The sequence below is a fragment of the Rhodococcus sp. MPR-R1B genome (assembly GCF_058793255.1).
Window position 1 is genome coordinate 116,860 of record NZ_JBXAFO010000001.1, and the last position, 26,953, is coordinate 143,812.

27 protein-coding genes are annotated in these 26,953 nt (G+C 62.9%); 8 read left to right on the forward strand and 19 right to left on the reverse strand.

Annotated elements, in window-relative coordinates:
* Positions 1–14: 14 nt before the first annotated feature.
* Complete coding sequence (locus AC1Q61_RS00555) at positions 15–572, forward strand: TIGR03086 family metal-binding protein (protein ID WP_020970773.1); 558 nt, start codon at positions 15–17, stop codon at positions 570–572.
* Here AC1Q61_RS00555 and AC1Q61_RS00560 read toward each other — a convergent pair.
* The 3 genes from AC1Q61_RS00560 to AC1Q61_RS00570 all read right to left on the reverse strand — a co-directional run bounded on the left by AC1Q61_RS00560 (position 569) and on the right by AC1Q61_RS00570 (position 3,973).
* Positions 569–1,843 carry an alkaline phosphatase family protein gene (locus AC1Q61_RS00560; protein ID WP_054187442.1) on the reverse strand — a complete coding sequence of 425 codons (1,275 nt, stop codon included), beginning with the start codon at positions 1,841–1,843 and terminating at the stop codon, positions 569–571. The genes AC1Q61_RS00555 and AC1Q61_RS00560 overlap by 4 nt on opposite strands.
* The gene (locus AC1Q61_RS00565; protein WP_003939836.1) at positions 1,840–3,528 is read right to left on the reverse strand and encodes an alkaline phosphatase D family protein; all 1,689 of its coding nucleotides are present in this window, start codon (positions 3,526–3,528) and stop codon (positions 1,840–1,842) included. The genes AC1Q61_RS00560 and AC1Q61_RS00565 overlap by 4 nt, the downstream gene beginning before the upstream one ends.
* 103 nt (positions 3,529–3,631) lie before the next feature.
* Entirely contained in the window at positions 3,632–3,973 is a 342-nt protein-coding gene (locus tag AC1Q61_RS00570; RefSeq protein WP_003940142.1) for a hypothetical protein, read from the reverse strand.
* 142 nt (positions 3,974–4,115) lie between these two features.
* Between AC1Q61_RS00570 and ilvD the strand changes: the two genes are divergently transcribed.
* Entirely contained in the window at positions 4,116–5,810 is a 1,695-nt protein-coding gene (gene ilvD, locus AC1Q61_RS00575) for a dihydroxy-acid dehydratase (protein ID WP_003940201.1), read from the forward strand.
* Between the two features lie 13 nt (positions 5,811–5,823).
* Here ilvD and AC1Q61_RS00580 read toward each other — a convergent pair whose 3' ends face one another.
* Together AC1Q61_RS00580 and AC1Q61_RS00585 are read right to left on the reverse strand one after the other, a co-directional pair.
* A complete protein-coding gene (locus AC1Q61_RS00580; RefSeq protein WP_007732621.1) occupies positions 5,824–6,480 on the reverse strand; it encodes a S1 family peptidase in 657 nt (218 codons plus the stop codon).
* A 74-nt stretch (positions 6,481–6,554) separates the two neighbouring features.
* Positions 6,555–7,274 carry a DUF6319 family protein gene (locus AC1Q61_RS00585; RefSeq protein ID WP_030537011.1) on the reverse strand — a complete coding sequence of 240 codons (720 nt, stop codon included), beginning with the start codon at positions 7,272–7,274 and terminating at the stop codon, positions 6,555–6,557.
* Between the two features lie 206 nt (positions 7,275–7,480).
* On the opposite strand from AC1Q61_RS00585, the gene AC1Q61_RS00590 reads away from it, so the two are divergent.
* Positions 7,481–8,581, forward strand: coding sequence for an adenylate/guanylate cyclase domain-containing protein (locus AC1Q61_RS00590; protein WP_007732623.1), 1,101 nt, complete (start codon positions 7,481–7,483; stop codon positions 8,579–8,581).
* A 4-nt stretch (positions 8,582–8,585) separates the two neighbouring features.
* Here the strand turns inward: AC1Q61_RS00590 and AC1Q61_RS00595 are convergent, their stop codons facing one another.
* Positions 8,586–9,236 (reverse strand): TetR/AcrR family transcriptional regulator, encoded by a 651-nt coding sequence (locus AC1Q61_RS00595; protein ID WP_030537009.1) that lies wholly within the window; start codon positions 9,234–9,236, stop codon positions 8,586–8,588.
* Between the two features lie 56 nt (positions 9,237–9,292).
* On the opposite strand from AC1Q61_RS00595, the gene AC1Q61_RS00600 reads away from it, so the two are divergent.
* Positions 9,293–10,837 carry an MFS transporter gene (locus AC1Q61_RS00600; protein ID WP_492650760.1) on the forward strand — a complete coding sequence of 515 codons (1,545 nt, stop codon included), beginning with the start codon at positions 9,293–9,295 and terminating at the stop codon, positions 10,835–10,837.
* Here AC1Q61_RS00600 and AC1Q61_RS00605 read toward each other — a convergent pair.
* Positions 10,825–11,337, reverse strand: a complete 513-nt coding sequence (locus AC1Q61_RS00605) for an Lrp/AsnC family transcriptional regulator (RefSeq protein ID WP_007732629.1) — start codon at positions 11,335–11,337, stop codon at positions 10,825–10,827. The two genes, AC1Q61_RS00600 and AC1Q61_RS00605, sit on opposite strands and share 13 nt — an antisense overlap.
* Positions 11,338–11,532: 195 nt before the next feature.
* Between AC1Q61_RS00605 and hppD the strand changes: the two genes are divergently transcribed.
* A complete protein-coding gene (gene hppD, locus AC1Q61_RS00610; RefSeq protein WP_007732631.1) occupies positions 11,533–12,738 on the forward strand; it encodes a 4-hydroxyphenylpyruvate dioxygenase in 1,206 nt (401 codons plus the stop codon).
* A 6-nt stretch (positions 12,739–12,744) separates the two neighbouring features.
* Here hppD and AC1Q61_RS00615 read toward each other — a convergent pair whose 3' ends face one another.
* The 5 genes from AC1Q61_RS00615 to AC1Q61_RS00635 form a co-directional block, all read right to left on the reverse strand.
* Positions 12,745–13,395 carry an NUDIX hydrolase gene (locus AC1Q61_RS00615; protein WP_020909123.1) on the reverse strand — a complete coding sequence of 217 codons (651 nt, stop codon included), beginning with the start codon at positions 13,393–13,395 and terminating at the stop codon, positions 12,745–12,747.
* Complete coding sequence (locus AC1Q61_RS00620) at positions 13,392–14,681, reverse strand: adenylosuccinate synthetase (RefSeq protein ID WP_371698827.1); 1,290 nt, start codon at positions 14,679–14,681, stop codon at positions 13,392–13,394. The genes AC1Q61_RS00615 and AC1Q61_RS00620 overlap by 4 nt, the downstream gene beginning before the upstream one ends.
* Positions 14,682–14,690: 9 nt before the next feature.
* Positions 14,691–15,677 (reverse strand): hypothetical protein, encoded by a 987-nt coding sequence (locus AC1Q61_RS00625; protein ID WP_136470823.1) that lies wholly within the window; start codon positions 15,675–15,677, stop codon positions 14,691–14,693.
* Positions 15,678–15,682: 5 nt separating this feature from the next.
* Positions 15,683–16,714 carry a hypothetical protein gene (locus AC1Q61_RS00630; RefSeq protein ID WP_003939712.1) on the reverse strand — a complete coding sequence of 344 codons (1,032 nt, stop codon included), beginning with the start codon at positions 16,712–16,714 and terminating at the stop codon, positions 15,683–15,685.
* A gap of 84 nt (positions 16,715–16,798) precedes the next feature.
* Positions 16,799–17,698, reverse strand: a complete 900-nt coding sequence (locus AC1Q61_RS00635; RefSeq protein ID WP_064687711.1) for a LysR family transcriptional regulator — start codon at positions 17,696–17,698, stop codon at positions 16,799–16,801.
* A gap of 188 nt (positions 17,699–17,886) precedes the next feature.
* On the opposite strand from AC1Q61_RS00635, the gene AC1Q61_RS00640 reads away from it, so the two are divergent.
* Both AC1Q61_RS00640 and AC1Q61_RS00645 read left to right on the forward strand, forming a co-directional pair.
* Positions 17,887–18,525, forward strand: coding sequence for a hypothetical protein (locus AC1Q61_RS00640; RefSeq protein WP_007732640.1), 639 nt, complete (start codon positions 17,887–17,889; stop codon positions 18,523–18,525).
* Positions 18,522–19,298, forward strand: coding sequence for an SDR family NAD(P)-dependent oxidoreductase (locus AC1Q61_RS00645; RefSeq protein ID WP_042448376.1), 777 nt, complete (start codon positions 18,522–18,524; stop codon positions 19,296–19,298). The genes AC1Q61_RS00640 and AC1Q61_RS00645 overlap by 4 nt, the downstream gene beginning before the upstream one ends.
* 15 nt (positions 19,299–19,313) lie before the next feature.
* Here the strand turns inward: AC1Q61_RS00645 and AC1Q61_RS00650 are convergent, their stop codons facing one another.
* A complete protein-coding gene (locus AC1Q61_RS00650) occupies positions 19,314–20,075 on the reverse strand; it encodes an SDR family NAD(P)-dependent oxidoreductase (RefSeq protein WP_058226566.1) in 762 nt (253 codons plus the stop codon).
* Positions 20,076–20,274: 199 nt separating this feature from the next.
* Between AC1Q61_RS00650 and AC1Q61_RS00655 the strand changes: the two genes are divergently transcribed.
* Entirely contained in the window at positions 20,275–21,051 is a 777-nt protein-coding gene (locus tag AC1Q61_RS00655) for an SDR family oxidoreductase (protein ID WP_003940546.1), read from the forward strand.
* 110 nt (positions 21,052–21,161) lie between these two features.
* Here AC1Q61_RS00655 and AC1Q61_RS00660 read toward each other — a convergent pair whose 3' ends face one another.
* Genes AC1Q61_RS00660 through AC1Q61_RS00685 form a run of 6 tightly spaced genes read right to left on the reverse strand, consistent with a single transcriptional unit; the run spans position 21,162 to position 26,826 of the window.
* Positions 21,162–21,983, reverse strand: a complete 822-nt coding sequence (locus tag AC1Q61_RS00660) for a MaoC/PaaZ C-terminal domain-containing protein (RefSeq protein WP_058226567.1) — start codon at positions 21,981–21,983, stop codon at positions 21,162–21,164.
* Positions 21,984–21,997: 14 nt separating this feature from the next.
* A complete protein-coding gene (locus AC1Q61_RS00665; protein WP_118606652.1) occupies positions 21,998–23,176 on the reverse strand; it encodes a lipid-transfer protein in 1,179 nt (392 codons plus the stop codon).
* Positions 23,176–23,604: a MaoC family dehydratase gene (locus AC1Q61_RS00670; RefSeq protein WP_003940399.1), complete on the reverse strand. Its 429-nt coding sequence runs from the start codon at positions 23,602–23,604 to the stop codon at positions 23,176–23,178. Before AC1Q61_RS00670 ends, AC1Q61_RS00665 begins: the two co-directional genes overlap by 1 nt.
* On the reverse strand, positions 23,601–24,716 hold the full coding sequence (locus AC1Q61_RS00675) for an acyl-CoA dehydrogenase family protein (protein ID WP_030537002.1): 1,116 nt from the start codon (positions 24,714–24,716) through the stop codon (positions 23,601–23,603). Before AC1Q61_RS00675 ends, AC1Q61_RS00670 begins: the two co-directional genes overlap by 4 nt.
* Positions 24,716–25,663 (reverse strand): bifunctional MaoC family dehydratase N-terminal/OB-fold nucleic acid binding domain-containing protein, encoded by a 948-nt coding sequence (locus tag AC1Q61_RS00680; RefSeq protein ID WP_118606655.1) that lies wholly within the window; start codon positions 25,661–25,663, stop codon positions 24,716–24,718. The genes AC1Q61_RS00675 and AC1Q61_RS00680 overlap by 1 nt, the downstream gene beginning before the upstream one ends.
* Complete coding sequence (locus AC1Q61_RS00685) at positions 25,660–26,826, reverse strand: acyl-CoA dehydrogenase family protein (protein WP_003940442.1); 1,167 nt, start codon at positions 26,824–26,826, stop codon at positions 25,660–25,662. The genes AC1Q61_RS00680 and AC1Q61_RS00685 overlap by 4 nt, the downstream gene beginning before the upstream one ends.
* Positions 26,827–26,953: the final 127 nt, after the last annotated feature.

Sequence of the window (26,953 nt, forward strand, 5' to 3'; positions counted from 1 at the left end):
GTTACCCTCGAGTGATGGCATTCGATTGGCTCGAACTCGTACTCACCGCCCACCGCGAATTCGGTTCACGACTCGCTGCGGTCGAGGACTGGAACGCACCCACGCCCGACTCCGACTGGCACGTCGAACACCTCGTCCGCCACGTCATCGAGGAGCAGCAGTGGGTACCGCCGCTCCTGGCCGGACTGACGGTCGGCGAGGCGACACCGGACATCGTTCCCGTCGGGGACGACCTGTGGACCGAATGGCAGAAGTACTCCGATGCCGCCATCAAGGCGTGGAAATCGACGGACCTCAGTGCCCACGTTCACCTCTCGTACGGCACGGTGAAGGTGGAACCCTATCTGCGCCAGCAGACCTCGGACGTCACCATCCACACCTGGGACCTTGCGCGAGCGGTCGGAGCAGACGAGCGACTCGATCCAGACCTCGTCGAGGCCGTCTGGTCCGACCTCGACGGGCAGCGCGACATGCTCGCCGAGAGCGGTCTGTTTTCCGCTCCCGTCGATCTTCCTGACGATGCGTCGTTGCAGGACAAGCTGATTGCCCTGACCGGTCGCGATCCTCGTTAGACGTTCAGCGACACACCCGTCGTGCGAGCGACGCCGTCCCAGCCGCCGGCAGGTGCACCGAGGCCGAGCAGAGCCGCAACCGTCGGTGCGACGTCGATCGTGCGAGCCTGCGTGTCGATCTTCCGTCCACCGTCGAGAGCGGGATGCCCGCCGCTGAGGAAGAACGGGATGGGCAGTGTCACGAAATGACCGTGGTTGCCGGGAATCGGGTTGGACAGTGGAGTCGGATCACTGAACCGCCAGCCCTGAGCGCAAAACGCAACGACGTCACCGGCATTGGTGCCGAGATCGAATTCGGCGGGGAGGTGGCTGGATTCGACGCCGTCCACACCATCCACGATCTGCTGAATCCGGCTGACGGCTTCCGCCCGTTCGCCATCGGGTCCGACGAAGTAGATCAGGTCTGCGCCACCGTTCTGGGCGATTCGAATCTTGCCTGCCAGCAACGGGTCCGCGTTCAGCGGTCGATCCAAGCCGATGAGCCGCGCGGGCTCCGACCAGTCCATCGAGTGGTCGGCCAACACGATCAGAATGCTCCGATTCCAGCGCCCCGTGTCATGAAGGAAGTCGACGAAGCGGCGAACCTGGTTGTCGGTGTTCTGAAGTGCAGCCGTGCGAGCGATCCGGACGGACGGACCGGACAGATCCAGGTGCCCGACCCGATCGACGTCACCGAGGTTGGTGAACGAGAGCCGCGGCGAGTTCCCGCCGACGATACGGATCAAGGCGTCGATCGTGAAGTTGTCCGGCGCATGCTCGGTACCGGGAACGAGCGGCTGCGGATCCCACACCAGTGAGGCGCGGTCACCGAACAACCCGTGCAGGTAGCGCTTCGACAGCACACTCGCAGTGGTCAATCCGAGTTCGGTGCGCACCCGATCCAGAACCGTCGATGCCTGCAGGTCGGAAGGCCGATCGAGGTCACGCTTCTTGTCGATGGCCGGATCGTAGACGGAGTTGGCGGGTACACCCGAACGCGCCGGCAGCACTCCCGTCATCATCGCCGTGTGGTTCGGCAGCGTCTCTGCGATCGTGATGGCACTGGCGTCCGGGTAGTGGATACCGCCGGCCGCAAGCCCGGTCAGCGTCGGGGTGAGCTCCGATCGCAGCTCGTCCGGCCGCATGCCGTCTACGACTATGACATGCACGTCCAGGTCTGGGATTCCGGCGCTGGTGGGAACACTCGCGCGAGCGGGCGTTCCGAGCAATGCCGTTCCGGCGACAACACTTCCACCGATCAGAACGCTACGACGCGAAACTTCGATACTCACTGGTCGACTCCTGGTCGGTACGAGGCCTGATCGAGGGCGGCCGAGGTGGGTGAGACTCTACTGCCCGCGCCTGCCGGAAGACGGTAGCTCACGGCGTAGTGCGCATTGCTCTGCGGATTGGTGAGATCGTCGACGTAGTACCAGTCCATCTGAGTACCTTCGCGGGCGATTTCGAATACGCCGTAGCCGTGCGAATCCAGTTCGACGTACCGCACGTGTCGGTTCACGGCCTTGAATGCTTCTTCTGCCGCAACGGTTACCGTGCGCGGTGGCACTTTCAGCATGTCGTCGATATTGGGCGACGTCACCGACGGGACGACGAACTCGGCGCCGACGGTCGGCCCACCCGGATAGTTGGCGGCGTTGGTCGGTAGGTCGCAGGCCCACGACGTGTGGATGTCACCGGTGATGAAGACGGTGTTGTCCACACCGTTCGAGGTGATCGCGTCGAAAAGCCTGGTGCGGTCGGCGGTGTACCCGTCCCACTGATCCGTGTTGTACGGGACACCGGCCTGCGGCACACCCACCAGTTCGGTCAACGCCGCGGTGGTCGCCGGTTCCAGCGGCGGGAACACGCAGGGCGTGATCATGACCGGATTGCCGACGACCTTCCACTGCGTCGGGGAGGTGACGATTCCGTTGGTCAACCAATCCATCTGTGCGCGTCCGGTAATGGTGCGCGACGGATCGTCGACCTGCTTCATGGTCGGTTGCTCGTCGCGGTAAGTACGCAGATCGAGCATCGAGATCTCGGCCAGATTCCCGAAGCGGAACCGACGATACAGCTGAACGCTCGAACCACTACCCGACGGGCGGACGGGCATCCACTCGAAATATGCCTTGGCCGAGTTGGCCTTTCGATCTGCCCAGTCACCTTCGACACCGGGAGTGTGGTTTTCGGCGCCGTCCCGGTACGCGTTGTCGGCCGATTCGTGATCGTCCCACGTGGTGATGAACGGGAGCTTCAGGTGCAGAGCTGCCAGATCCGGGTCTGTCTTGTACTGCGCGTGCCGAATTCGGTAGTCGGCCAGCGAAATGATCTCGTGGGCCGGCTCGTGAAGGCGAACGGATCCGTTTCTCGCGCCGTACTCCCCCTGCCCGTACTCGTAGATGTAGTCACCGAGGTGGATGATCGCGTCGAGGTCTTCGCGGAATGCCAGGTGACGATAGGCACCGAAATACCCCGCCTCCCAATTGGAGCAGGACACCACGCCGAAGCGGAGACGATCGAGATCTGCCGAGTTCGACGGAGCCGTGCGGGTGCGGCCCACCGGAGAAACAGCCGAACCCGCAGTGAATCGGTACCAGTACGTCGTCGACGAATCGAGTCCGGTGACGTCGACCTTCGCGGTGTGATCGGAATCCGCCGAAGCAGCAACACTTCCGGACGCAACGACGCTCGCGAACCCCTCATCGGTCGCGACCTGCCAGTTGAGAGTCACCGCCGGCCCGACGCCGGAACCGGGCGTCGCGTCTGCCGTCGGGGTGATGCGGGTCCAGATGATCACCGCATCCGGCAACGGGTCACCGGATGCCACGCCGTGCGCGAAGCCCGGGCTGCCACCCGGAACCTCGGCACCGGCGTGGCTCGCCGAAGCGACACCGAGACCTACTGCGCCGGCAAGGGCCGCCGATCCCTGCAGCAGGCCACGTCTGGATATTCGATCGAAGGCATTCGTGTGCACGCTAGGAGTGAACCCGCACCTGAACGGGCGTTCAAGAGAGCTTCGGGATGTTCACCCAGGCTTCGCCTGCGCTTCTCTGGAAGTTTGATCGAGTCGATCCCGATCACAACCGGTAATCGAGGGCCGAGCCTCGAACCACACCGACCTTGACTCCGATGTAACCGCCGAGTGCACCCCCGGCCGCGATCAGGATCCAGAACGCCGGCGGAAGCAGAGCCTCGGACCCGTCGACCTCGGAGAACGCGGAATAGCCTGCGATCAACGCGCCGAACAGGATGGGCAGTATCAGCAGAGCGGCAAAGAAAGTCACCCACACCGATACGAAGCGGCCCTTCCACCGGGCAATCTCGTGCAGAACCGTCAGAACGACCAGGAAGACACCACTACCGGTCAAGAAGGCGGCCAGAACTGCAAATCCGAAAGCCGAAGTCAGTTCCGACTCCACGTGAATCCCCCTGTACGTCAATCACCTGCACACTCAGCCCCAACTGCGATGCGACGAGTCTATTCACGACGGACGGCGTTTGTCGGCAAGTCGAGTCGCTCGTCTGCCGGAAACACACCCCGCTGACGCCTATGCTTGGAAAATGACCGAACCCGACATCAAGCCCAGAAGTCGTGACGTCACCGACGGACTCGAAAAGACCGCAGCGCGCGGCATGTTGCGTGCAGTAGGAATGGGCGACGACGACTGGGTCAAGTCGCAGATCGGCGTCGCCTCGTCCTGGAACGAAATCACGCCATGCAACCTGTCCCTCGATCGCCTGGCCAAGGCCGTCAAGGAGGGCGTACGGGAAGCCGGCGGGTTCCCTCTCGAATTCGGCACTATCTCCGTCTCCGACGGCATTTCGATGGGGCACGAGGGCATGCACTTCTCCCTCGTCTCCCGTGAAGTGATCGCGGACAGCGTCGAGACCGTCATGCAGGCCGAGCGTCTCGACGGATCGGTCCTTCTCGCCGGCTGCGACAAGTCGTTGCCCGGCATGATGATGGCGGCGGCCCGCCTCGACCTCGCCAGCGTGTTCCTCTACGCCGGCTCCACCCTCCCCGGCGTCGCCAAACTTTCCGACGGCAGTGAGCGGGAAGTCACCGTCATCGACGCGTTCGAGGCGGTTGGCGCCTGCTCGCGTGGGCTGATGAGCCGCGCCGACGTCGACACCATCGAACGGGCGATCTGCCCGGGCGAAGGCGCGTGCGGCGGCATGTACACGGCAAACACGATGGCCAGCGCCGCCGAGGCCATGGGAATGTCGCTGCCCGGCAGCGCTTCACCGCCCGCACCGGATCGTCGCCGCGACGGCTTCGCCCGCGAGAGCGGCAAAGCCGTTGTCGAACTCCTGCGTCGAGGTATCACCGCGAGGGACATCCTCACCAAGGAAGCGTTCGAGAACGCCATTGCAGTAGTCATGGCATTCGGCGGATCCACCAATGCGGTGCTCCATCTCCTCGCGATCGCGCACGAAGCGTACGTCCCGCTGACGCTCGACGACTTCGCTCGCGTCGGCGCGAAGGTCCCGCACCTCGCCGACGTCAAGCCTTTCGGAAAGCACGTCATGACGGACGTCGACCGTATCGGCGGCGTCCCCGTGATCATGAAGGCACTACTCGACGCGGGACTCATGCACGGAGATTGCCTGACCGTCACCGGTAAGACCGTGGCGGAGAATCTCGCGCACATCACCCCGCCCGATCCGGACGGCAAGGTCCTGCGGGCGATGAACAAGCCCATTCACCCGACCGGAGGCATCACGATCTTGAAGGGGTCACTCGCGCCCGGCGGCGCGGTGGTCAAGTCGGCAGGATTCGAGTCTGATGTATTCGTCGGCACTGCACGGGTTTTCGAACGCGAGCGCGCCGCGATGGATGCTCTCGAGGACGGCACCATCACCGGCGGTGACGTTGTCGTCATCCGCTACGAAGGCCCGAAGGGTGGTCCCGGCATGCGCGAGATGCTGGCCATCACGGGCGCGATCAAGGGCGCGGGTCTCGGCAAGGACGTCCTGTTGCTGACGGACGGACGATTCTCGGGCGGCACCACCGGCCTGTGTGTCGGACACGTTGCGCCCGAGGCCGTCGACGGCGGTCCCATCGCGTTCGTTCGCGACGGCGATCAGATCCGGCTCGACGTGGGTACCGGACAACTCGAATTGTTGGTCGACGACTCCGAATTGGAAGCCCGCAAGAAGGGCTGGGAGCCGTTGCCGCCTCGCTACACACGTGGTGTGTTGGCCAAGTACTCCAAGCTCGTGGGATCAGCCTCGGGTGGAGCAGTGTGCGGCTGATCCCAGCCCGCCGCTAGATCGGCCGGTACCCGGCGCCGACACCTCCGTGGGCATTGATCGTGTCCACGATGGAGGTCATGTTGGTGCCGAGTTCCGGCCCCAGGCACGGCACCCAGAGGTAGGCGTTGACCATCGCGACCAGCGTCGTCCCGACCGTGACCGGGGCTCCCGAATCACCGTGGTCGACGCAGATCTGAGTCCAGGTGGATGCGTCGGCGCTCAGGTCTCCCCAGACGACGCCGCAGGTCGTGCCCGTCGTACGGCCTTCCTTGCAGGCTGTAGCCGGGAAGCTGGCCGGAGCGCCGATCGAGGTGATGGTTGCCGCGCCCACCGTTCGAACTGGTGTGACCTTGCCCGGATCGAACTGGATGACCCCGTAGTCCAGGTCCGGATTCGACTCGACGAACGTGCCGACCACGCCTGCGTCCTCGTTGCTTTCCGGGATCACGAACGATCCAGGACCACCGCAGTGACCTGCGGTGATACCCACGAGTCTGCCGCCGTTGTCGTGACCGATAGTGGTCAACGTACAGACCAGCTGATTGTCGATGATGATGCCCGAACCACCACCCATGGGCGTGGGTGCAGCAACGGCGTTGCTGCTGACGATGAACCCGAGTCCGAGTGCCAAGACCAACGCTGCCAGAGCCGAAACAATTCGCTGCAACATCACAATCTCTCCGCCGGTAATCTCCCCGCTGCAAAAAACGCATACCCCGGAAAGTGCGGACCTACGCAGCGTTTCTAGTCGGTAGCTCCGAGCGCTTCGAGCATCTTGCGTGCCTCCTCGAGCTGACGACTCAACTCGTCGACTCGCGCTGCAGCCATGTCCCGTGCAGCGACGATGATGGACTCGACAGCCTCGATTGCGGTGGGCTCACCCAACTCGCGGACAGCTCGCTCGACCGCATCGGGTGCGACCGGAACTGCTTTGCCCGGACGCTTGGCGCCCTGTGTGACCGTCACGCTCCAGTCGTTGTCCGCGCCGGCATGGATGGTGACGCTGATACCGGCCGGCAGTTTCTTCGCACGCTTGACGGCCGGACGAGGTGTCGCGGCAGGGGCAGCAGTGGCAGTCGGTACCGGAGCGGGTGCAGGCTGCGCACGCGGCTTCGGTCGAACAGGCTCTACGAGTGGCTCCATCAGGGGCTCGGACTCCACAACTGGTTTGGGCCGTGGCGCCGGTTTGGCCGGTGCCGCGGAGACGCGGTTTATGCGCAATTCCTCTGCCTCGAAAGGCAATTCGTCGTTGACGCCTTTGGGGCGGATCATCACGGTGTTGCCGTCCACCGACACGACTTTCGCCGAGGTACCGGCTTCGATCCCCAAGCTGGGGGTCGCCTCGCGCAGATAGACGGTGGCGCGCTTGCCTTCGGCGACAGCCGTGGCGAGCGCTGCCAGATTGTCCGCAGTGAGGTGATCCGGCGTTGATGCGGCAGCGCCGGAACGTCTACGGGGTGGCATGCGCAGGTCCTTTCAGAAGTATCTCGTGCGTTTCGGTATCGACAGTGCTTTTCTCGGGGCAACTCTTGCACAAGCCACCGACGTGTTGACTCTCACCGCCCGCCTGAGCCCGAGGATCCGTAGACGGTTCGGCCAATTCAGTACTGTTCTCGGGGCACCGCGTGGAAGATGGTGGACAGAAATTCGTTGCGGCAATAAGGAGCACGGTGAGCAGTTCGGAGTCAGAGTGGATCGACGAGGTCACCGAACCCGCCCCTGCTGAATCTCACGTTGCCGAACCTCACACTGCTGATCCGGTCGACGTCGATGCTCATCTGCTCAGCCGGATTCAAGCCGACATCGAGGAGTCCCTCCTCGGCGGACCGCGCTGCTTCACGCAATCGCAGATCGCGGAATTCGCCGGTGTGACACGCGAGCGTGCCGATCGTTTGTGGGTCGCGATGGGCTTTGCCGTCGACGAGGATCCCGACGCCGTCATGTTCACCCAGCAAGACGCCAACGCCCTCAAGACGATCATCGACATGGTCAATCGAGGAGTCATCTCGCAGAGCAGTGAGGTGGCTGCCGCCCGTTCACTGGGGCAGTCGATGTCGAGGTTGGCTGAGTGGCAGGTCTCGCTGATCAGCACACACATCATCGACCAGCTCGCCGACTCGGCAGATCACGAGCCCGAAGCGATCCGGAAGATCGTTCTGCGCCTCGGCGCCGAGATCATTCCCGCTGTCGAATCTCTGCAGACGTACGTATGGAAGCGTCACGTCGCGTCGTCGACGGGCCGCAACGTGGGAAACCCGGGCGAAGAAGTAGCGAGTCGTGTTCTGGTCGTGGGTTTCGCCGACATCGTCGGGTACACCTCGCTGACCCGCGGCCTCGACTCCGCCGAACTCAACGATCTGCTCGAGCGGTTCGAGTCCGCGTCCACCGAAATCATCGGTCGCAACTACGGCTGGGTGGTCAAGACCGTCGGTGACGAGGTCATGTTTGCCGCCGAGAGTCCTCATCACGCAGCCGAGATCGCTTTGCAGATCCAGCAGGCGGTCCTCGCCGATCACGACGATCCGCAGCTTCGGGTGGGCCTGGCCATGGGGCCGACGTTGGTTCGCTTCGGAGATCTCTACGGTTCGGTGGTCAACAAGGCCGCGCGTCTCACCAGCTCTGCTCGTCCCGGCACCGTGCTGATCGACTCCGAGTTGGCCACCCAACTCGGCTCGGACGCCAATTTCAAACTGCGGCACCTTCGTCCGCGACGAGTGCGCGGCATCGACAGGCTCGAGCAGTACGTGCTACGCCGCAATCTGGAGCCGTGAGCTCTCAGCTCGACACTCCGCGTGCAGCCAGAAAGTCGTCCACGATCTGCTCACACGCAGCCTCCCCGAGAGGCGTCAGCGTGGCCAGCTTGGTGAGCACCAACGGTCCGACCAACTGAGCAAGTGCGACGTCGTAGTCGTACTCCCCCAACGCGTCGATCGCGTCCGGCGAGCGCAGGATCCGATCGAACGCGTGTCGGTACTGCTCGAAAACCGTCTGGCGCAGCGATCGCAATTCGGGCTTGTCCGTGGACAGGGCATCGACGCTCGAATAACCCTTCAGTTCCGGCCCCAAGCCGAGCCAGCACATCGCCGTCACCTGGATCGGTGCGCTTTCGATGGCTTTGGCCTGACTGGTCAACAACTCGAGCAACTGCGCGCGGAGGTCACCCTCCCCGGACATCTCGGGCACCGGCGGTAAGAGGCGAGCAAATGCCGCGGCGAGTAGCTCCGTGCCGCTGTCGAAATGGCGATACAGCGTCGCACGCGCGACGTTGGCCAACTTGGTGACGGCATCGATCGTCACGGCGTCGACGCCGCCTTCTGCCAGCAGCGTGGTCGCTGCGTCGAGCAACCTGGATCTGGAACGCTGTTTGCGCGGGTCCTCGTCGTTTCCCTGCTGTTCGATTCCCTGCTTGTCGATTCCCACCGTCACAACTTCAGTTATACCCACTTGGGGGTTGTGGAACTGCTGTTCTTGTAACGATACTGATGGTCTTGTTTCTATCGGGAGGTTTCGTGAGTAGCGATACGACGCTCGAACAGTCCACGTGGACCATCCGACAGATCTGGATGCTGACGGTCGCGTGCTGCGCCGTCGCGCTGGTCGTCGCAGCGATGGCCGCGCTCAACACGGCCCTTCCCGACTTGGCCCGCGATACCGGTGCAACACAGAGCCAGCTCACGTGGATCGTGGACGGGTATACGCTCACGCTGGCTTGTCTCTTGTTGCCGGCGGGCGCACTCGGCGATCGATACGGTCGACGAGAACTGCTCATGTTCGGACTGCTCGTTTTTGCTGCCGGCTCGTCGATTCCGGTCTTCGCGGACGAACCGTCGTGGATCATCGTCTCCCGCGTGATCTCCGGCGTCGGCGCCGCGTTTGTCATGCCGGCGACGCTGTCTCTACTCACTGCAGGTTTCCCGCCGGCGCAGCGTGCCCGCGCCGTCGGAGTCTGGTCCGGCGTCGCAGGGTCCGGTGCAATCGCCGGACTTGTCGTCTCCGGGTTGCTCCTCGAAAAATGGTCCTGGCATTCGATTTTCGTCAGCCTGGCCGTCGTCTCGGTCCTCATCCTCGTGGTGTCGTTCACGATCGTGACGTCGAAGGACACGGAGGCAACTCCACTCGATCTACCTGGTACAGCGCTGATCGCCGGCTCGATCGGACTGTTCGTCCTGGGCATGATCGAGGCACCCGCCCGCGGTTGGCTCGATCCGGTGGTTCTCGCGTTGCTGATCGGCGGAATTGCCATGACGGCAGTCTTCAGCTGGGTCGAATTACGCACTCGCCATCCACTTCTGGACGTCAGACTGTTTGCCAATCGCGCATTCGGCAGCGGCGCGGCGTCACTGACCCTGCAATTTCTGGCGACCTTCGGCCTGTTCTTCCTGATCGTGCAGTATCTCCAACTGGTGCTCGACTACTCCCCCCTGCAATCGACACTCGCCCTCATGCCGATCGCTGTGCCGGTGATGGCCCTGTCCGTGGTTGCGCCCCTACTGATTCCGCGTATCGGCCTTCGCGCCCTCACCGCAACCGGTGTCGCCTTCCTCGGAACCGGAATTGCGCTCTTGACGCGCTTGGACGCCAGTTCGACCTATGCCGAAGTCTGTGTTCCCTTGGTAGTGGCCGCTATTGGATTGGGTTTGTCGACAACCCCCGCCACTGCTGCCATCGTCTCCAACGCACCGGACTCCAAACAGGGTGTTGCATCAGCAGTCAACGACGCAACCCGTGAGATCGGCTCCGCCATCGGCGTTGCACTGGCGGGAAGTATCCTCGCCGCCGGCTACGGAAATCACGTCCAGCCCGCGGTCGACTTGCTACCCGAACCGGCCAAGGAGCCGGTATCCGGTTCTCTGGCCGCCGCTCTCCACGTCGCCGAAGCAGCCGGGCCGCAGGGTGCCCAGTTGGCCGAATTCGCCCGTGAAGCCTTCATCAAAGGCATGGATCAAGGAGCACTCACGCTCGCCGCGATCATGTGGGTATCCGCGATCGTTCTGGGATTCTGGGCTCCGGGTCGTCAGCGAGACTGATCGTCGTGTCTATACGCGGGAGCTTTTGTCGTCTGCTTCGACTGCAGAGTCTGCAGGAGGGGCATCGACCGGAGCGGCACCACAACCGAGAGAACCATGACGCTGGTCGACCGGGTGGCTATCCCCGACCGATTCAGTTCGAGCAGCGTCGCTTGCAAATCCTCGTGCGACGCAGCGGCAATCCGGCACAGCACGTCGCCGGAGCCGGTGGTGGCAAAGGCTTCGAGCACACCGGGGATTGCCTCGAGTTCCGCGGTGACGGTGTCGAGCGCCCCCTGGGCGATCTGCAAAGTCACGAATGCTTGTACTCCGAAACCCGCTGCAGCCAAATTGATGTGCGGCGCGTATCCGGCGATGACGCCCGCATCTTCCATCCTTTTCAATCTCGCCTGCACTGTCGCCCGCGCAACCTTGACCTGACGCGACAGCTCCAACGCACCGGCTCTCGGGTGCTTGTTCATCGCGTCCAACAGAGCCAGATCCACTGCGTCGAGATTCACGTCCGCTCCACTCGTCGTTCAACTATGCAAATTGCCTACAAAACAGTGCCACCATCTTCGCATTCCGGCGCTGTGTCTACTTTCAACTACCTCCGTTGACTACCCAACCTCTGAAGGACTTATCTGTTTGTACTGGCAGTGCCGAACATGACTCGCGCACCGCGCTGTGTACATCGCACTCAGAGGGGACTCATCATGACCGTCGAACAGACTCTCACCGACGACGAACAGCTGGCCGGCCTGGATCTGGAGCAATTGCGCCAGTTGGTCGGCTTGGTCGAGTACGACAGCGATCACGATCCCTTCCCCGTGAGCGGTTGGGACGGCCTCGAATGGATCGTCGGAAATGCCACGCAGACTTCACATTTCTTCCAGTCCGCATTCGGCATGGAATTGGTGGCCTATTCAGGCCCGTCGACGGGAAACCGCGACCACCACGCGTTTGTACTCAAAAGCGGGGCCGTGCGGTTTGTCGTCAAGGGCGCTGTGGATCCGGCAAGTCCGCTGATCGAACATCACAGCCGTCACGGCGACGGTATCCGCGACATCGCGCTCAGCGTCCCCGACGTGGACAAGTGCATCGCACACGCCATCACCCAAGGCGCGACAGTGTTGAGCGAACCGCACGACGTCACCGACGAGCACGGCACCGTTCGCCTGGCCAGCATCGCGACGTACGGCGAGACTCGGCACACCCTCGTCGACCGTTCCCGCTACACCGGCCCTTACCTTCCCGGATACGTCGAACGGACGTCGTCGTACCGCAAGCGTGACGGCGCGCCCAAGCGAATCTTCCAGGCCCTCGACCACGTCGTCGGCAATGTCGAACTCGGCAAGATGGACCAGTGGGTCGACTTCTACAACCGGGTCATGGGATTCACCAACATGGCCGAGTTCGTGGGCGGCGACATAGCCACCGACTACTCCGCGCTGATGAGCAAGGTCGTCTCGAGCGGCAATCACCGAGTCAAGTTCCCACTCAACGAACCTGCCATCGCGAAGAAGCGGTCACAGATCGACGAGTACCTCGAGTTCTACCAAGGTCCCGGCGCTCAGCATCTCGCACTTGCGACCAACGACATCCTCGGAGCAGTCGATGCTCTGGTCGACGAAGGAATCGAGTTTCTCTCTACTCCTGCTTCGTATTACGAGGATCCCGAATTGCGCGCGCGTATCGGAGAGGTTCGAGTTCCGATCGAGGAATTGCAGAAGCGAGGCATCCTCGTCGACCGCGACGAGGACGGCTATCTTCTTCAGATCTTCACCAAGCCGATCGGAGATCGTCCCACCGTGTTCTTCGAGATCATCGAACGCCACGGCTCACTGGGATTCGGACTGGGAAACTTCAAAGCCCTGTTCGAAGCGATCGAGCGTGAGCAGGCCGCGCGGGGCAACTTCTGAGGTAGGTCAGCTGTTTTCGGTCCACGCCCAGACCACCGCGGGTCGCCCGGTGGCACTGACCCGGACTCGTTCGTCCGTACGTTCCAGCCCTGGCAACGCTTTGAGCGTCCGGTTCAAATTGCCCGGGTCCGGACGCACACCGGAAAGCTCCTCCGCCACGGCCAGCGCGTACGACGCCGGAAACGACGGACCCAGTAATGCCCGCGTGAATGCCTGATCTCGCCACAACAGGGTGTCAGCAAGGATCGGGCGGGTATCGGCGACTATCCGATTGTGGTCGAACGCAAGGTCCCCCGGGTTGTCCCAGCTCACCCATTCGGCCGAACCCGGCACCTCGTCCGACGAGATCACTGCCCACATGGTCACCGAGAGCGTCGGACCGCGGGGGTCTCGATTGGGTTCGTCGAACACGGTCAATTGACCGCTGACGAGGATCTTCTCGTCGGGAATTCCGAGCTTGGTGGTCACGGCTCGCCTGGCGGCGTCCTGCAACCGCTCACCGGCGCCCAGCAGTACACCGGGCAGCGCCAACTGCCCGGTGTACGGCTCCGCTTGCCGCGGAGTGACGGCAAATCGCAACATCCCGGGTTCCGGATTGCCGAACCGGAGCGCGATGACATCGATCGAGACAAGTGACTGGTCCACACCGTCCATCATGCAGGCACTGGGCAGCGCACCTGACGATCGACCCGGTCCGCACCGTTCGCGGTCAGCACTACCGGCGCACCCATTTCCTCGCTCAGATACCGGGCGAAATCCTCCGGGTCGGCCGGAAGTTCCTTCGGCACGACCCCTACGGCTTTCAGGGAATCTGTCAGCGCCTGCTGGTGATCGAGATCCTTCCACTCTCCGACGGGAACGAACGGCAATCCTTCGTACGCGTGCACCCCGTGGATCGGGACGCCTGCAGCCCGCGCGCGATCCATCGCATCGAGATGAGTAAGCGCCAAACCGTCGACGCCACCGCTCACCTCGATTGCGTAGTGCAACAACAACTCGTCGAGGTGGCCCATCCGGAATCCGCCTTGATACTCACCCGTCCCGTTGTGCAGCTCGGGCAACACCTTCGCCAGCTCCGGATCCTCCGTCGGGAAGGGCCCAGCTCCGTGTCGTGTCATGTACGTGCGAGTGACGCCGAGTACGTAACTGTCCCGGCCCAACTCGTCGATCATCGCTCGCGCGTTGGACGGCTCGACCGTCGACCATGTGGTGTGTGGGTGAAACCCCCGCCACTCGTCGAGAAGGACACCTTGTGCCCCCTCGAATACCAGACGACCACCGGCGCCCAACGCGCCCAGCGCATCCGGGTCGGCGATGTCCACGACGGCACCGAATTCCGCGTACATGTCGACCATGTCGTCGATCGGCGGAAAACCGTGGCGACTCTCCGCGATCAACGGTCCGTAGAATGTGGCCAACGCCGACAACTTACGACGCAAGGAGTCAGGTCGCCGGCAGTCTCCCACCGTAGGCGCATTCGCAACTTCGAGCGCATACGCCGCGGTCTCACCGATCCCCTTGCCACACGAGCCGTGTCGGTTACCGCCGCGAGCATCCTCACGAGCCCTGTTGGCGGCCACGTGAATCGGCGTCGTCAACAATGCGCGCGCGTCGATCCGTATCAAATCGAACGGATTTCGAACTCCGAGCGCTTCCAGAGCACGCGCCTCCCGGGCGAGCGCGATGGGCTCGAACAACACGAATCTCGAGAGAAACGTCGGGACGCCGGAGAGCGTTCCCGAACCGAACTGCGAAAACGTGTGGTGGCGCTCGCCGACCGTCACGTTGTGCGCTGCCTGTGCCCCACCGTTGAACCGGACCACTGCGGCCACACCCAAATCGGCTTGGTCGGAGCAAAGCCAATCGACGGTTGCTCCCTTCCCCGCATCTCCGAACCCGAGGTCTACGACGATGATATCGCGGTCTTCGAACGGCTCCATCATGCTCTCCTTCTATGCGAAATCAACATCGTCCGTATCGGTTCCGAGATCGTGGGGCAACCCGGCCACCGTCGCGGTGCTGCGCCCTGGAATTAGAGCGAGAGCCTTGCCGACGGTCTCGGCTTCAGCTCTTGAACCGATGTCGCGGAGATCCGCCAGTCCGTCACGCAGGTCGATGCGGTCCTCGCCGATTCCGACCGTCAGCGCGATCAGTTCGCACACCGCAGCGGGGTCGTCGAGTTTGACGAAGCGTTCACCGAGCAACTTCTTCCAGTGATCCGCGATTTCCGGATCGTTGAAGTACGACGACTGATCTGGCAGAACGAAGTAGACATTCCATCTTTCTTCGAGTTCACGGTAGATCGACGGGACCGATACGTCCTGACGTACCTTGTCGCCGATCACCGAACGGATGTGACGAGCCGAGAGTCGCGGCTTGTTCAGCTCGTCGCCGATGATGAAGAGGTAGCCTTTCCTTCCACGCTTCTCCCAGGCATCCGTACTGGTGTGGCGCGCCATGAAATATGCTGCCAATTCATAGCTTTCCGACTTCTGTCCACCACCGTTGCCCTCGAGGAAGATGGTCCGAAGCTGCTCGTCCATCGCGTTACCCGACTCGAACTGGCCGACTTGTAGTGGCACCTGATCGGAATCGGCGTCGCCGATACCACCGAACAGAATCTGCGGATCATCCGCGTATCCCTTGCGTTGCAGCAGCCCGTGCAGCTTTCCGAGCTTGTCCTGCATGATTCGAGGAACAGCGCCCATCGAGCCGGTGACATCGAAAAGCACTGCTATCGGGAGAGAATCGGGGTGCCCGGCCGAGTCTCGGCATTCACGCTTGTCGACGCCGAAGGGGTCGAGGGTCGGGTCCGCTTTCCAACTGCTTCGCGGACGCGACCGAAGCGAATCGGTGTAACCGAAATCGTCGACACCGCGTGCGGCACGAAAAGTCTTGCCCGCCAAATAGGTGTTGTCGTCCCAGTATCCGTAGCCCATGACAATCACTGTCCTTTCGTGGATGGAACGGCGAACGGACGAAATGTCCGCTGGCCATAGAGAAGATCGAGGAGTTCGTCGAACTCACCCAGTAGGTCGACCGCGTCGGGACGCAATCTCGGGTTGTCCTGCATGCAGCCGTCGGCAAACACCTTCATCCGTTCGTGGGTCTGCTCGCCCAGCATTCGGAGCATCAAATGATGAGCCATGTAGACGTCCCAGGCCGGAGACGCTCCTTCGCCGAGTTCCGGTGGGTACGAATCACGATCGGAACCGATCGTCGCCACCGGGCGGCTGCCCGTACGGGTGCCAAAGGACCAGCCGACCAGCACCACCCCGTGCCGATCAGGCTCGATAAGCACGTTCTCCGCGGTAATCGCGGTGTGCACCCAACCAGTCGCATGCGCTGCTGCCAGAGCCCGAAGTAGCCGTCGGTGCATCCACGCCCAGTCCCGTGGATCGAGGCCACCTGGATACGCCTCACGGACGTCGGCGAGACTCACAAAACCTTCGGTCAGATCGTCCAACACATCGATCTGACGTCTCGTGCCGCTGCCCACATGGGTGATTTGATCGATCAATCGCGGGAAGTACGAGACTGCCCAACCGGCTTCGCACGAATTCTCGATGTCCGTCAACACATTCCGTTCGGCCTCGATCATCGAGTTCGCCCGAGGGTCTCGCGGAATCTTCAGTACGACACCGGCATCGGACCGGTACAGGTTAGCGACCGAGCCGCGCGCTACCAGTCCACCCAACGTGTACTCGCCCCGCTCGCCGACATAAACGGGCCGAGAATCTGCCGGCTCGAACTCCGCTGTCCAACTGCGGTATAGCTCGTTCAACCGAGATGTTGCGGCCGAGTATCGCACCCGATCTTCGGGCTTCGCCCGGTCCGGATGAATGGCTGAGGCGAGCCGATGAAAACGACGCTTTGCAGCGCGACGGGTGTCGAGATCGCTGGAGTCTCCCCCGAACACATCGGCCGAAACTCGTGCTGCCTCGACGATTTCAAGTGCCGTGCTGATCGTTTTCATGGTTTTAGTCTAACCGACTAAAACGAAGACGGCAAGAATGCATATTCCATCCGAGTACATGCGCATCACATCAGGACACGGCAATCACCTGTCGGCACCGAGGGCTGAAACAGCTTTGCGTAGCTCGATCACCGCCGGACTGCTGTCGCCCTCACGGGTACACAGATCGATCGAACACTGCTCGATATCGGAAATGCGCACGAAACTGATATCCGAGCGGGTGTAGTACTCGGCAATGGTTGCTGCCGTTATCACCACCGCCCGACCGTTGGCGACAACCTCGAGCGCTTCGTCCATCGTGCGGACAGAGGGACCGTACCGGACGGGTACACCACTGGGGCGCGGGTCCACCGACCACCATTTCACCCATTCGGGTGGCGCACCGTCACTCGAAACCTGCACAGTCCCATCTATTTCAGAAATCTCGATACTCGTACGGCCCGCCAGTCGGTGTCCTCGAGGCAGGGCCACCACCCGCGGTTCGACGCCGATCCGTTCGAGCACCACACCGTCGAGCACCGGCAGTGGAGGGCGCACGAAGGCGGCATCGACGGTCGCGCTCGCCACCGCGGAAACCTGTTGGGACCAGTCCAATTGGACCAGCTCCACCTCCGCATGCAACGAATCGATCACCGCACGTCCCAAACTTCCGGCCGCCCCGTTGATGAATCCGATCCGCAACCGCCTGGCCCGCCGACGCTCGAGTGCGTCGAGCCCGTTCATCGCGCGGACGGCGAACTCGAGAGCGGGCCGTGCATCCGCGACGAACACCTCACCCGCGGCGGTGAGCACCACCGGGTGCGAACTGCGATCGATCAACTCGGTTCCCACCTGCTCCTCGAGTCGACGAATCTGCTGACTGAGAGCAGGCGCCGTGACGAACAACCGGTCTGCCGCTCGTCCGAAGTGCCCTTCCGCCACGACGACGAGCAACGAGGACACCAACCGCAGATTCAGATCTTCACCTCTTCTCGCCTTTTTCATTACCGTCCATTCGGTTGTCTTAGGCCGCCGTTCGCCAGCAAAGTGATGACCATCACGGTATCTGAACAGCGGAGTTAAGCAAACCGGCAATTGTCGAACGAAGTTCTACATGTACAGCGAATGCCACGTCAGGTCACAGTTGTCGCAGATCCGGACAGCCCGCCGAATCCGCGAAACCAGGAGATGTGATGAGCAAGTACGAGCACGAATTCGTCCACATGATGGATGGCGTCGAAAAGCAATTGGAAACCATCGACAATCCGCGGCACCAGAAGATCCTCCGAAACTACCGGCGCCACGCATTGCTCGAGGTCTCCGGTCGTTACAAGGAAATCCTCTCGCCCGACATGACCGTCGAAGAACCCGTCTACCGGTTGTTCGAAGACGGACAGTCGATTGTTCTGGACGGCATGGACGCCGTCACCAACTTCTACCAGTCACTCGCCGAGACGGACACCCTTGTCATGTGGACCGGACAGTCCGACTTCGCGGTCTCCGACAGCGGATTCTCGGGTGAGACTCTCTTCAGTCAATTCGTCCCAGGATCGATTCTGGGAGACGGGGTGTTCGGCGCGGTGCACGAATCGGGTGGATCCACCCCCGCAGCCCCCGAACAGTCGTCGGACATCGACCCCGACGGTTGGTATCTCGTGCGTCGGACCTTGGCATTTGTCTGGCCGTACGACGAGCAGGGGCGACTCATCGGTGAGCATGTCTACGAAGATTCTGCTTCGAAAGTCGTGACCAAGGTGGACCCGAGCGAAGTCATCACGGCGGCGCGCGCAGCCGAACTGCTTGCCCCACTGCTCGAAACGCACCTGCCGTGAGCGCGCCCGTAGCCATTGTCACCGGCGCAGCTGCCGGGTTGGGCGCCGCTATTGCCGAGCGCCTTGCGGAGGACTTCGGCACCCTGCTTCTCCTCGACATCGAAGAGGCCGCACTCGCCGACACCGCAGCACGCCTGGAAAGCCTTGGCGTAGCAGTCCACACGGCACGATGCGATGTTCGACGTGAAGGTGACGTCAAGAACGCCTTCGACGTGGCTGCGTCGGCCGGAAGCCCGACTGCACTCGTCAACGGCGCCGGAATCGGCGTCTTCACTCCGTTCCTCGAGATCACCGAAGACCAGTGGGACAACACCTTTGCGGTGAACACCAAGGGCAGCTTCCTGATGTGCCGCGAATTCGTGAGCAGAACCGAGGGTCCGGCAGCGATCGTCAACATCGCGTCGATCGGTGCCCGCTTGGGCGGTGACATGCTCGCGCACTACGGACCGTCGAAGGCCGCCGTGATCGAGATGAGTCACAGCGTCGCCCGGATCGGTGCGACTCGAGGACTCCGTTCGAATACGGTCATGCCCGGCCTGATCCTCACCGACATGTGGCTTCGAACCATCAAGGAACTGCGTCGACGCGATCCTGCGCTGGCAGACGTTTCCGATGCTGACGTCTTCGATTCTTTTGTGGCCCAGATGGTTCCGATGGGTCGAGCTCAGACGCCCGGAGACATCGCCGAGATGGTCGCCTTCTTGCTCAGTGACAAGGCTCGCAACGTCACCGGCCAGACGATTGCCGTCGACGGCGGCGCCGTGATGACCTGATCGGGTCGATGGCGGTCAGCCCCAGCGCGACTGGCCGCCGTCGAGCGGGATCGTGGCACCCGTGAGGTACCCGGCGTCTTCGCTGACGAGGAAGACGACGGCACGACCGATGTCGGTCTCGGGGTCTCCGACGCGTCCCAGCGGAATACCTGCGACAAATGCCGCTGCCTCTTCGGGATTCTTGTCCATCCACCACTGCAACGCGGGAGTCTTGGCGTGCGGGGCAACATTGAGAACGCGAATGTTGTCCTTGCCCCATTCACAGGCCGCAGCGCGGGTCAACGAGCGCATGCCTTCTTTGATGGAACCGTAAGCGCCGTAGTTACTGGCATCCCAGCGCACCGCCGCCGAGGTGACCATGTTGATGATGACGCCACCGCCACGACTGTTCATGTGGGGGTACGACGCCTGCATCATGCGCAGGGTGGCGAGCGGCCCCGTCGCGAAGGAACGCTCGAAGTCTTCGTCGAGCACGCTCGAGAGTGGGCCGGGCTTGCAGTCGTTGGCGTTGTTGACCAGGATGTCGATTCCGCCGAACAGTTCGACGGTACGGTCCACGGCGTCGGTGATGTCGTCCTTCTTGCTGACGTCGCAGACCACCGCCTCACCGCGCGCACCGATGTCAGCCAGTAGTCCGCACGTGGTGTGCAACTTGGATTCGGTGCGGCCGGCAACGGCGATCACGGCGCCCTCTTTGGCCAAGGCCAGGGCAATCCCCTGCCCGATTCCCTGACCCGCACCGGTGATGAGTGCGACTTTGCCTTCGAGCTTGCCCATGTGACTACTCCAATGTCCGTCGACGCAGAGGTCCCTTTTGCGGGAGGGACCGGTCGATTCTGGTGACTGCCGCTGTTTGTCGTCTACACTCGACCTACAAAACAACCAAGCACTTGCTTGACCCTAAGGTGTGCGACCACGTCGCGTCAATCACATTGGGCGGCAATTCAGCTCGGCACCGCACCAGGAAGGCTCCACCGTGACACTGCCCAACCCCGTCGATTTCAGCGGACGCTCGGTGATCGTCACCGGCGGCACCAAAGGCATCGGCTACGTCATCGCCGAAACCTTCCTCGCCGCGGGTGCGAACGTGCTGGTCTGTGGCCGTAACGAGCCCGAAAACCTACCCACCGCCGACGGTCGTAGCGCAGCCTTTCGCGCCACGGACGTCCGCGATCCCGCCGACGCCGCAGCCCTCGTCCAGGATGCCGTCGAGCGCTTCGGCCGTCTGGACGTCCTGGTCAACAACGCCGGCGGCTCCCCCGACGCCGACGCTGCGACGGTGTCACCCCGCTTCGTCGAGAAGATCGTGGCCCTGAACCTGTTGGCACCCTTCAACGTTGCCCAGGCCGCAAATGCAGTGATGCAGACTCAGGACGACGGCGGCGCCATCATCAACATCGGCAGTGTCTCGGCGATCGACCCGCAGCCCGGAACCGCGGCGTACAGCGCAGCCAAGGCAGGCCTCCTCGTTCTGACCAAGGCATTGGCCCTCGAATGGGCGCCGAAGGTCCGGATCAACCACATCACCACCGGCCTGATCCGTACCGAGGCTGCCGCCGAGGTCTACGGCGCCGACGGCGGCGCTGCGGTCACCAGGACCATTCCGATGGAGCGCATGGCCGTGCCGGCCGATATCGCCAACTCCTGCCTGTTCCTGGCGAGCCCGCTCTCCTCGTACGTGAACGGCGCCGACATCGCCGTTCACGGCGGCGGTGAGTACCCGGCTCGCTACATGGCGACCCACCAGGATTGAAACAAATACGAAGCAGCCCCTGAGCGGATTCGCTCGGGGGCTGCTTCTTCGTGTGAACAACTGCGGGGCGCGACGAGGGGTCAAGCACCCCGCAGTTGAGTCTGGAGGGACTAGCGAGCGGAGAAGCTCACTCGTGCACCGGAAATCGCTACCTGATCACCCTTGGTGACCTGGAAGGCCAGGTCGTCGGGAGTTCCCCACGCAACGATGGACGGCGCTTCACCCGGATGGATTGCCGCAGCGAATCGACCCTCGAGGCTCACAAGGTCCGCCGGATGCACTCCGGCGACCCGGGCAAGCTCGAGCGTGCTCGCGGCCAACGTGCACAGGCCGTGCATGATCGGACGCGGCTGGTTGATCCGCGCCGCAGCCTCGGGATCGATGTGGATGTGGTGCTTGTCGCCCAGGAGCCGGTACATCGCCGTCTGGTTCTCCGCTGTGGTCAACACACCGGTCAACAAAGGCTCGCCGGTCGGCTCCGCCGGACGTGAGGGTCCACGTTCTCCGCCGAATCCACCGGCACCGGGGGCAAAAAGTGACCAGGTCGCGACGAAGTATTCGCACTCCACCTTCACTTCGAACACGGCCGCTGCGCCCTTGTCCCACACCTCGCCGACCGAAGCCTTCAAGGTCACGTCACCGCTACGCGGAAGCGGAGCAAGCACTTTCAGCTCTTGCGAGCCGTGCAGTGCCGTCGAGGTGTCGAAGGCGCCCGCCGAACCCAGAGCGTCGGGAGCCCACTGCGCCAGCGTCAGCGCAAAGGTCGGCAGTACCCGAAGCTGATCCTCGAAGACGAGGTCCAGCTCGGTCGCCTTGGCGCCCACGGCAAGTGCGTACAGGATCGCGTCGCGCTCGGTGTACGACACGGTGCGGGTCCCGAGATCGGCTCCACGCCAATCGCCGGCGGTCTTCGCAGCTTCCGAAGTTGTCACTGTCTTTTCCTCTCTCAAACAGCGCCGAGAACGAGACCGCTGGTGGGTACTGCTGTTCCGGCTGTGACCAATACGTTTTCGACGCCCTCGGGCTGGTTGGTCGACGTGCCTCGCACCAGTCGCACACCTTCGGCAATTCCGTTGACACCGTGCAGGTACGCCTCGCCGACCTGACCACCGTGAGTGTTGGACGGCAGGCGTCCACCGATCTCGAGGTTGCCTTCGCGGATGAAGTCCTTGGCTTCGCCTGGCTTGCAGAAGCCCAGTTCTTCGAGCTGCGGAAGCACCAACGGGGTGAAGTGGTCGTACAGGATCGCGGCGTTGATGTCATCAGGGGTCAGGCCGCTCTGGCCGTACAACTGACGAGCAACCAGGCCCATCTCCGGGATACCCGAGATGTCAGGACGGTAGTAGCTGGTCATCATGTGCTGATCCTTGCTACTGCCCTGAGCGGCGCCCTTGATGACGACGGGCTTGTTGGCCAGATCCTTTGCGCGCTCGGCAGAGACGATGACCAATGCCTGGCCACCGTCGGTTTCCTGGCAGCAGTCGAGCAGGTGCAGCGGCTCGGCGATCCAGCGCGAGTTCTGATGGTCCTCGAGCGTGATCGGACGCTCGTAGAACCAAGCAGCCGGGTTGTTGGCGGCATGCTTGCGCGCCACCACTGCAACTCGTCCGAAGTCCTCACTCGTCGCACCGTACTGGTGCATGTAGCGGCGGGCGAACATGGCGACCCACTGAGCGGGAGTCGACAATCCCTGCGGAGTCATCCACGCATATGCCGCGCGATCCGCGGTGCTGTCCATGGGGCGATCGTGCTGCCCTAGGCCGTAGCGCACACCGGAGCGCTCGTTGAAGGCGCGGTAACAAACCACGACGTCGGCAACACTCGTCGCAACTGCCATGGCCGCCTGCTGCACGGTGGCACACGCAGCGCCGCCTCCGTAGTGAATGCGCGAGAAGAACTTGAGCTCACCGAGGCCGCAGTTGCGAGCCACGATCGCTTCGCCGTTCGTCTCCGACGTGTAGGTGGACAGACCGTCGACCTCGGACGGATCGATACCGGCGTCAGCGAGTGCCGCGACGATGGCCTCACACGCCAACTGCAGTTCGGTGCGGCCGGAGTTCTTGGAGAACTCGGTGGATCCGATGCCGACGATGGCGGCGGCTCCCGAGAGTGGGCTGATCGCCATCAGGGCCTCTCCTCTTCCTTGAAAGCGACTGCGACGGTGCCGGATGCATGATTGCCGAGGCTGTTTGCACCCTGCACCTTGACCACGACCACTCCGTCTTCCTTGGACACGACCTCACCGGTCATCGTCATGGTGTCACCCGGGTAGTTGGGCGCCCCGAGACGAATGGCGATGCGGCGCAGGGTCGATGCAGATCCGGCCCAGTCCGTGACGTATCGACCGACAAGACCGTTGCTCGTGAGGATGTTCATGAAGACATCCTTCGAGCCACGCTCCTGGGCCAGGCTCGGATCGTGGTGCACGTCCTGAAAATCGCGAGTGGCGATTGCCGTGGCGACGATCAACGTGCGGGTCAGCGGGATCGCCAACTCGGGCAATGCCTCTCCGACAACGACGTCTGCGTAGCTACGACCGGCAAGAACGGTCATGCGAGCACCTCCACACCGGATGCGAGCTGCGCACCCAGACGCGCGAGATCGGAGCTGGAACCGCCGAGGGTGGCAGCAATCTGCTTGCCCCACAAGAGGTGACGGTGAACCGGGTAGTCGGTGTCGACGCCCATGCCGCCGTGAACATGCGTGGTGCGATGCACGACGCGCTGTCCGCCGTCGGTAGCCCACCACTTGGCGACCAGTACCGAGGTGCCGAGATCCAGTCCCTCGGAGATGCGCCAGGCAGCCTGCCACAGTGTCACGCGCATCGCTTCGAGATCGATGTAGCAGTCAGCGAGTTGATGATTGACGGCCTGGAAGGTCGCCAGCGGACGGCCGAACTGCTTGCGGCCGTTCAGGTACGTGACGGCCTGCGCGACTGCACCCGACCCGACGCCCCATTGGATTGCGGCCAATGCCAGCTGAACGCGGTCGATCAGCCACGGAACCGTGGTGCCGTCAGCCGCACCGATCAGCTGCGCGGGGGCACCGGCAAAGGTGACGTTGGCACAGATCTCCCAACTGGTGGACTGCGTCTGTTCGAGCGTCACTCCCTCGGCACTCAGGTCGACCAGCAGCAGTGCCGTACCGGTGGAAGCGGTTGCCGAAACGAGAGCAAGGTTCGCGACGTGAGTCATCGGCACTACTGCCTTCTCACCCGTCAGAGTCCAGTTGCCGTCGGCGTCCTGCTCAGCCGTGGTCAGTGGGTCGCCGCCAGTGTACGGACCGAACTCTTCGAGACCGACGGTCAGGAATCGACTGCCGTCGGCAACTCCCGGAAGGAGTTCGGCGCGAAGGGAATCGGAGCCGAATTCGTTGACAGCCAATGCTGCAAGGGTCGTTTCCCAGATCGGCACGGCCGCAACGTGACGTCCCTGCTGTTCGAGCAGTGCGTACAGCTCGGACAAGCCGAGGCCACCGCCGCCGAACTCCTCCGGCAGGGCGATACCGAGCAACCCGGTGCTCGCGAGTTCGCGCCACAGTTCACGGTCGACGCGCTCGGCGGAGAGTTCGATTTCCTTGGTGCGCTCGATCGTTGCCTTGCTGGTGAAGACCTCGTCGGCCAGTGCGCGAATTGCTTCCTGCTCTTCGCTGAAATTGAAGTCCATCAGTGCTCCTCGCGTACGGCCGGCCGGAACGCGGGAAGCGTCAGATCCGGGTCGGCGTCGATCCAGTCAAGTTCCACGGGCATGTCGACCACGACTTCTTCGGGCGCGATACCCACCATGTTGGCGATCAATCGGGTTCCCTCTTCGAGTTCGATTACCGCAACGATGAGCGGGTAGTCGAACGCGTCGATCTTGGGGTGGTGATTGACCACGAAGCTGTACACCGTGCCACGACCCGACGCGTCGATCGTGTCCCACTCGAGTGACCGGCACTCCCCGCACATCGGGCCGGTGGGATGACGCAGCGTCTTGCAGGACGTGCAGCGCTGGATCACCAGACGGCGCTCCTTGGCTGCTTCGAACCAGAAAGCGTTGTCCGCGTTGAGAGCCGGACGCGGACGCAGTGCACGAGGAGCTTCGGGCGCAGCAGATTCCTGAGGTTTGAACCGCAGCGTCCGCCACCGCTGGGTGCCGACAACCTGATCGTCACCGTTGCGGTAGGTCTTGAGCGTCGTGACGAAGTGTCCGACACCGAGGCCGGTCTTCTTCTCCGGCGAAATCGACTCGATGACCTCGGTGTAGTTAACGCGATCGCCTGGGCGCAGTTCGGCGAAGAACTCCTGATCGGAATCGGTGGCCACGACAGAGCTGTAGCCGGCTGCGTCGAGGGTGGCGATCAGATCGGTCCACACCTGCGACGGGTCGTTGCCCGCCATCTTGTCGGTAAAGGTCCGCATGATCCAGACCTGAAGCATCTGAGCGGGAGCGACGACGCCGTCACGGCCGGTGGCGCGGGCAGCGTCGTCGTCGAGGTAGACGGGGTTGGTATCGCCCATGGTCTCGGCCCAATGCCGGATCATGGGGATGTTGACCTCGTCTGGCCCCCAGGTGGTGGCAACAAGCGTCTGGCCTACAAAAGCGTCGAGTTGCGCCGAAATGTCGCTCACTTGACCCTCTTTTCGCGAACGAGTCCCAAGCCGATGGTGCCGACCATGTCCCGCAGAACTTCGTTGACGCCGCCGCCGAAGGTGTTCACGACACCCTGACGCGAGATCTGCTCGATCTGACCGGCAAGCAGAGCGCCCGGAGACTCGGGGCGGATGCGACCGGCGGAGCCGAGAATTCCGAGCAGGGTGCGGTAGACGTCGACGTGAGTCTCGGTCCCGTACGTCTTGGTGGCACCGGCGTCGGCTCCGGAGAGCGTGTCCTGTGCGACGGCTGCCGTCATCTTCCAATTCAGCAGTCGCATGGCCTCGAGCTTGGCGTGTGTGCGAGCGAAGTCCTGTTGCACCCACGGGATGTCGATGGCGCCGTTTTCCTTGGCCCAGTCCAGGACCAGGTTCCACAGACCGTACGTGCGACCACCGATGGCCGCCAGGCCGATTCGCTCGTGGTTGAGCTGAGCCGTGATGAGCTGCCAGCCGCCGTTGACCTCGCCCACAACGTCCTTCGACGGAACTCGAATGCCGGAGTAGTACGTGGACGTCACCATCAAGCCGCCGACGGTGTTGATCGGTGACCACTCGAAGCCTGCATCCTCGGTGGGGACGATCAGGATCGAGATTCCCTTGTGCTTGGGGGCATCCGCGTCGGTGCGGCAGGCCAGCCACACGTAGTCGGCAGTGTTGGCGCCACTGGTGAAGATCTTGTTGCCGTCGACGATCCACTCGTCACCGTCGAGAACCGCACGAGTCTTGAGTGACGCAAGGTCGGTGCCGGCCTCGGGCTCGGTGTACCCGATTGCGAAGACGATGTCGCCGGCCAGGATGCCGGGCAGGAAACGTTCCTTCTGTTCTTCGGTGCCGTACTTCATCAACGTCGGTCCGACGGTATTGACCGTCACGAAGGGAAACGGCAGACCTGCGCGCTGAACCTCGTCGAAGAACACGAACTGCTCTTCGATGGAGCGTCCCTGTCCACCGAATTCCTTGGGCCAGCCGATACCGAGCCAACCGTCCTTGCCCAGCAACTTCACGATCTCGCGGAAGTACTCGCCACCCACACCTTGCTCGCCGGCCGCGCGACGCTTCTCTTCCGGCAGCAGCGCCGCGAAGTACGCGCGCAACTCCTTGCGGAGCTCCTGCTGCTCGGGCGATTCCCTCAGATCCATCGCTGTTTCTCCTATGGCATTCATGGCTGGCAACTCTTGGCCTGGACGCTAACCAGATGCCCAGGTGGGCGCTGTGAGTGTCTCGATGAGCGGGAAGCCGAAACATGAGCGGCGTCACATAGGGTGA

Coding starts and splice junctions, on each gene's coding strand:
- AC1Q61_RS00555 (WP_020970773.1), top strand. CDS start 15: ATGGCATTCGATTGGCTCGAACTCGTACTCACCGCCCACCGCGAATTC.
- ilvD (WP_003940201.1), top strand. CDS start 4,116: ATGACCGAACCCGACATCAAGCCCAGAAGTCGTGACGTCACCGACGGA.
- AC1Q61_RS00580 (WP_007732621.1), bottom strand. CDS start 6,480: ATGTTGCAGCGAATTGTTTCGGCTCTGGCAGCGTTGGTCTTGGCACTC.
- AC1Q61_RS00585 (WP_030537011.1), bottom strand. CDS start 7,274: ATGCCACCCCGTAGACGTTCCGGCGCTGCCGCATCAACGCCGGATCAC.
- AC1Q61_RS00600 (WP_492650760.1), top strand. CDS start 9,293: ATGGTCTTGTTTCTATCGGGAGGTTTCGTGAGTAGCGATACGACGCTC.
- hppD (WP_007732631.1), top strand. CDS start 11,533: ATGACCGTCGAACAGACTCTCACCGACGACGAACAGCTGGCCGGCCTG.
- AC1Q61_RS00615 (WP_020909123.1), bottom strand. CDS start 13,395: ATGATGGACGGTGTGGACCAGTCACTTGTCTCGATCGATGTCATCGCG.
- AC1Q61_RS00620 (WP_371698827.1), bottom strand. CDS start 14,681: ATGATGGAGCCGTTCGAAGACCGCGATATCATCGTCGTAGACCTCGGG.
- AC1Q61_RS00625 (WP_136470823.1), bottom strand. CDS start 15,677: ATGGGCTACGGATACTGGGACGACAACACCTATTTGGCGGGCAAGACT.
- AC1Q61_RS00630 (WP_003939712.1), bottom strand. CDS start 16,714: ATGAAAACGATCAGCACGGCACTTGAAATCGTCGAGGCAGCACGAGTT.
- AC1Q61_RS00635 (WP_064687711.1), bottom strand. CDS start 17,698: ATGAAAAAGGCGAGAAGAGGTGAAGATCTGAATCTGCGGTTGGTGTCC.
- AC1Q61_RS00640 (WP_007732640.1), top strand. CDS start 17,887: ATGAGCAAGTACGAGCACGAATTCGTCCACATGATGGATGGCGTCGAA.
- AC1Q61_RS00650 (WP_058226566.1), bottom strand. CDS start 20,075: ATGGGCAAGCTCGAAGGCAAAGTCGCACTCATCACCGGTGCGGGTCAG.
- AC1Q61_RS00665 (WP_118606652.1), bottom strand. CDS start 23,176: ATGGCGATCAGCCCACTCTCGGGAGCCGCCGCCATCGTCGGCATCGGA.
- AC1Q61_RS00670 (WP_003940399.1), bottom strand. CDS start 23,604: ATGACCGTTCTTGCCGGTCGTAGCTACGCAGACGTCGTTGTCGGAGAG.
- AC1Q61_RS00675 (WP_030537002.1), bottom strand. CDS start 24,716: ATGGACTTCAATTTCAGCGAAGAGCAGGAAGCAATTCGCGCACTGGCC.
- AC1Q61_RS00685 (WP_003940442.1), bottom strand. CDS start 26,826: ATGGATCTGAGGGAATCGCCCGAGCAGCAGGAGCTCCGCAAGGAGTTG.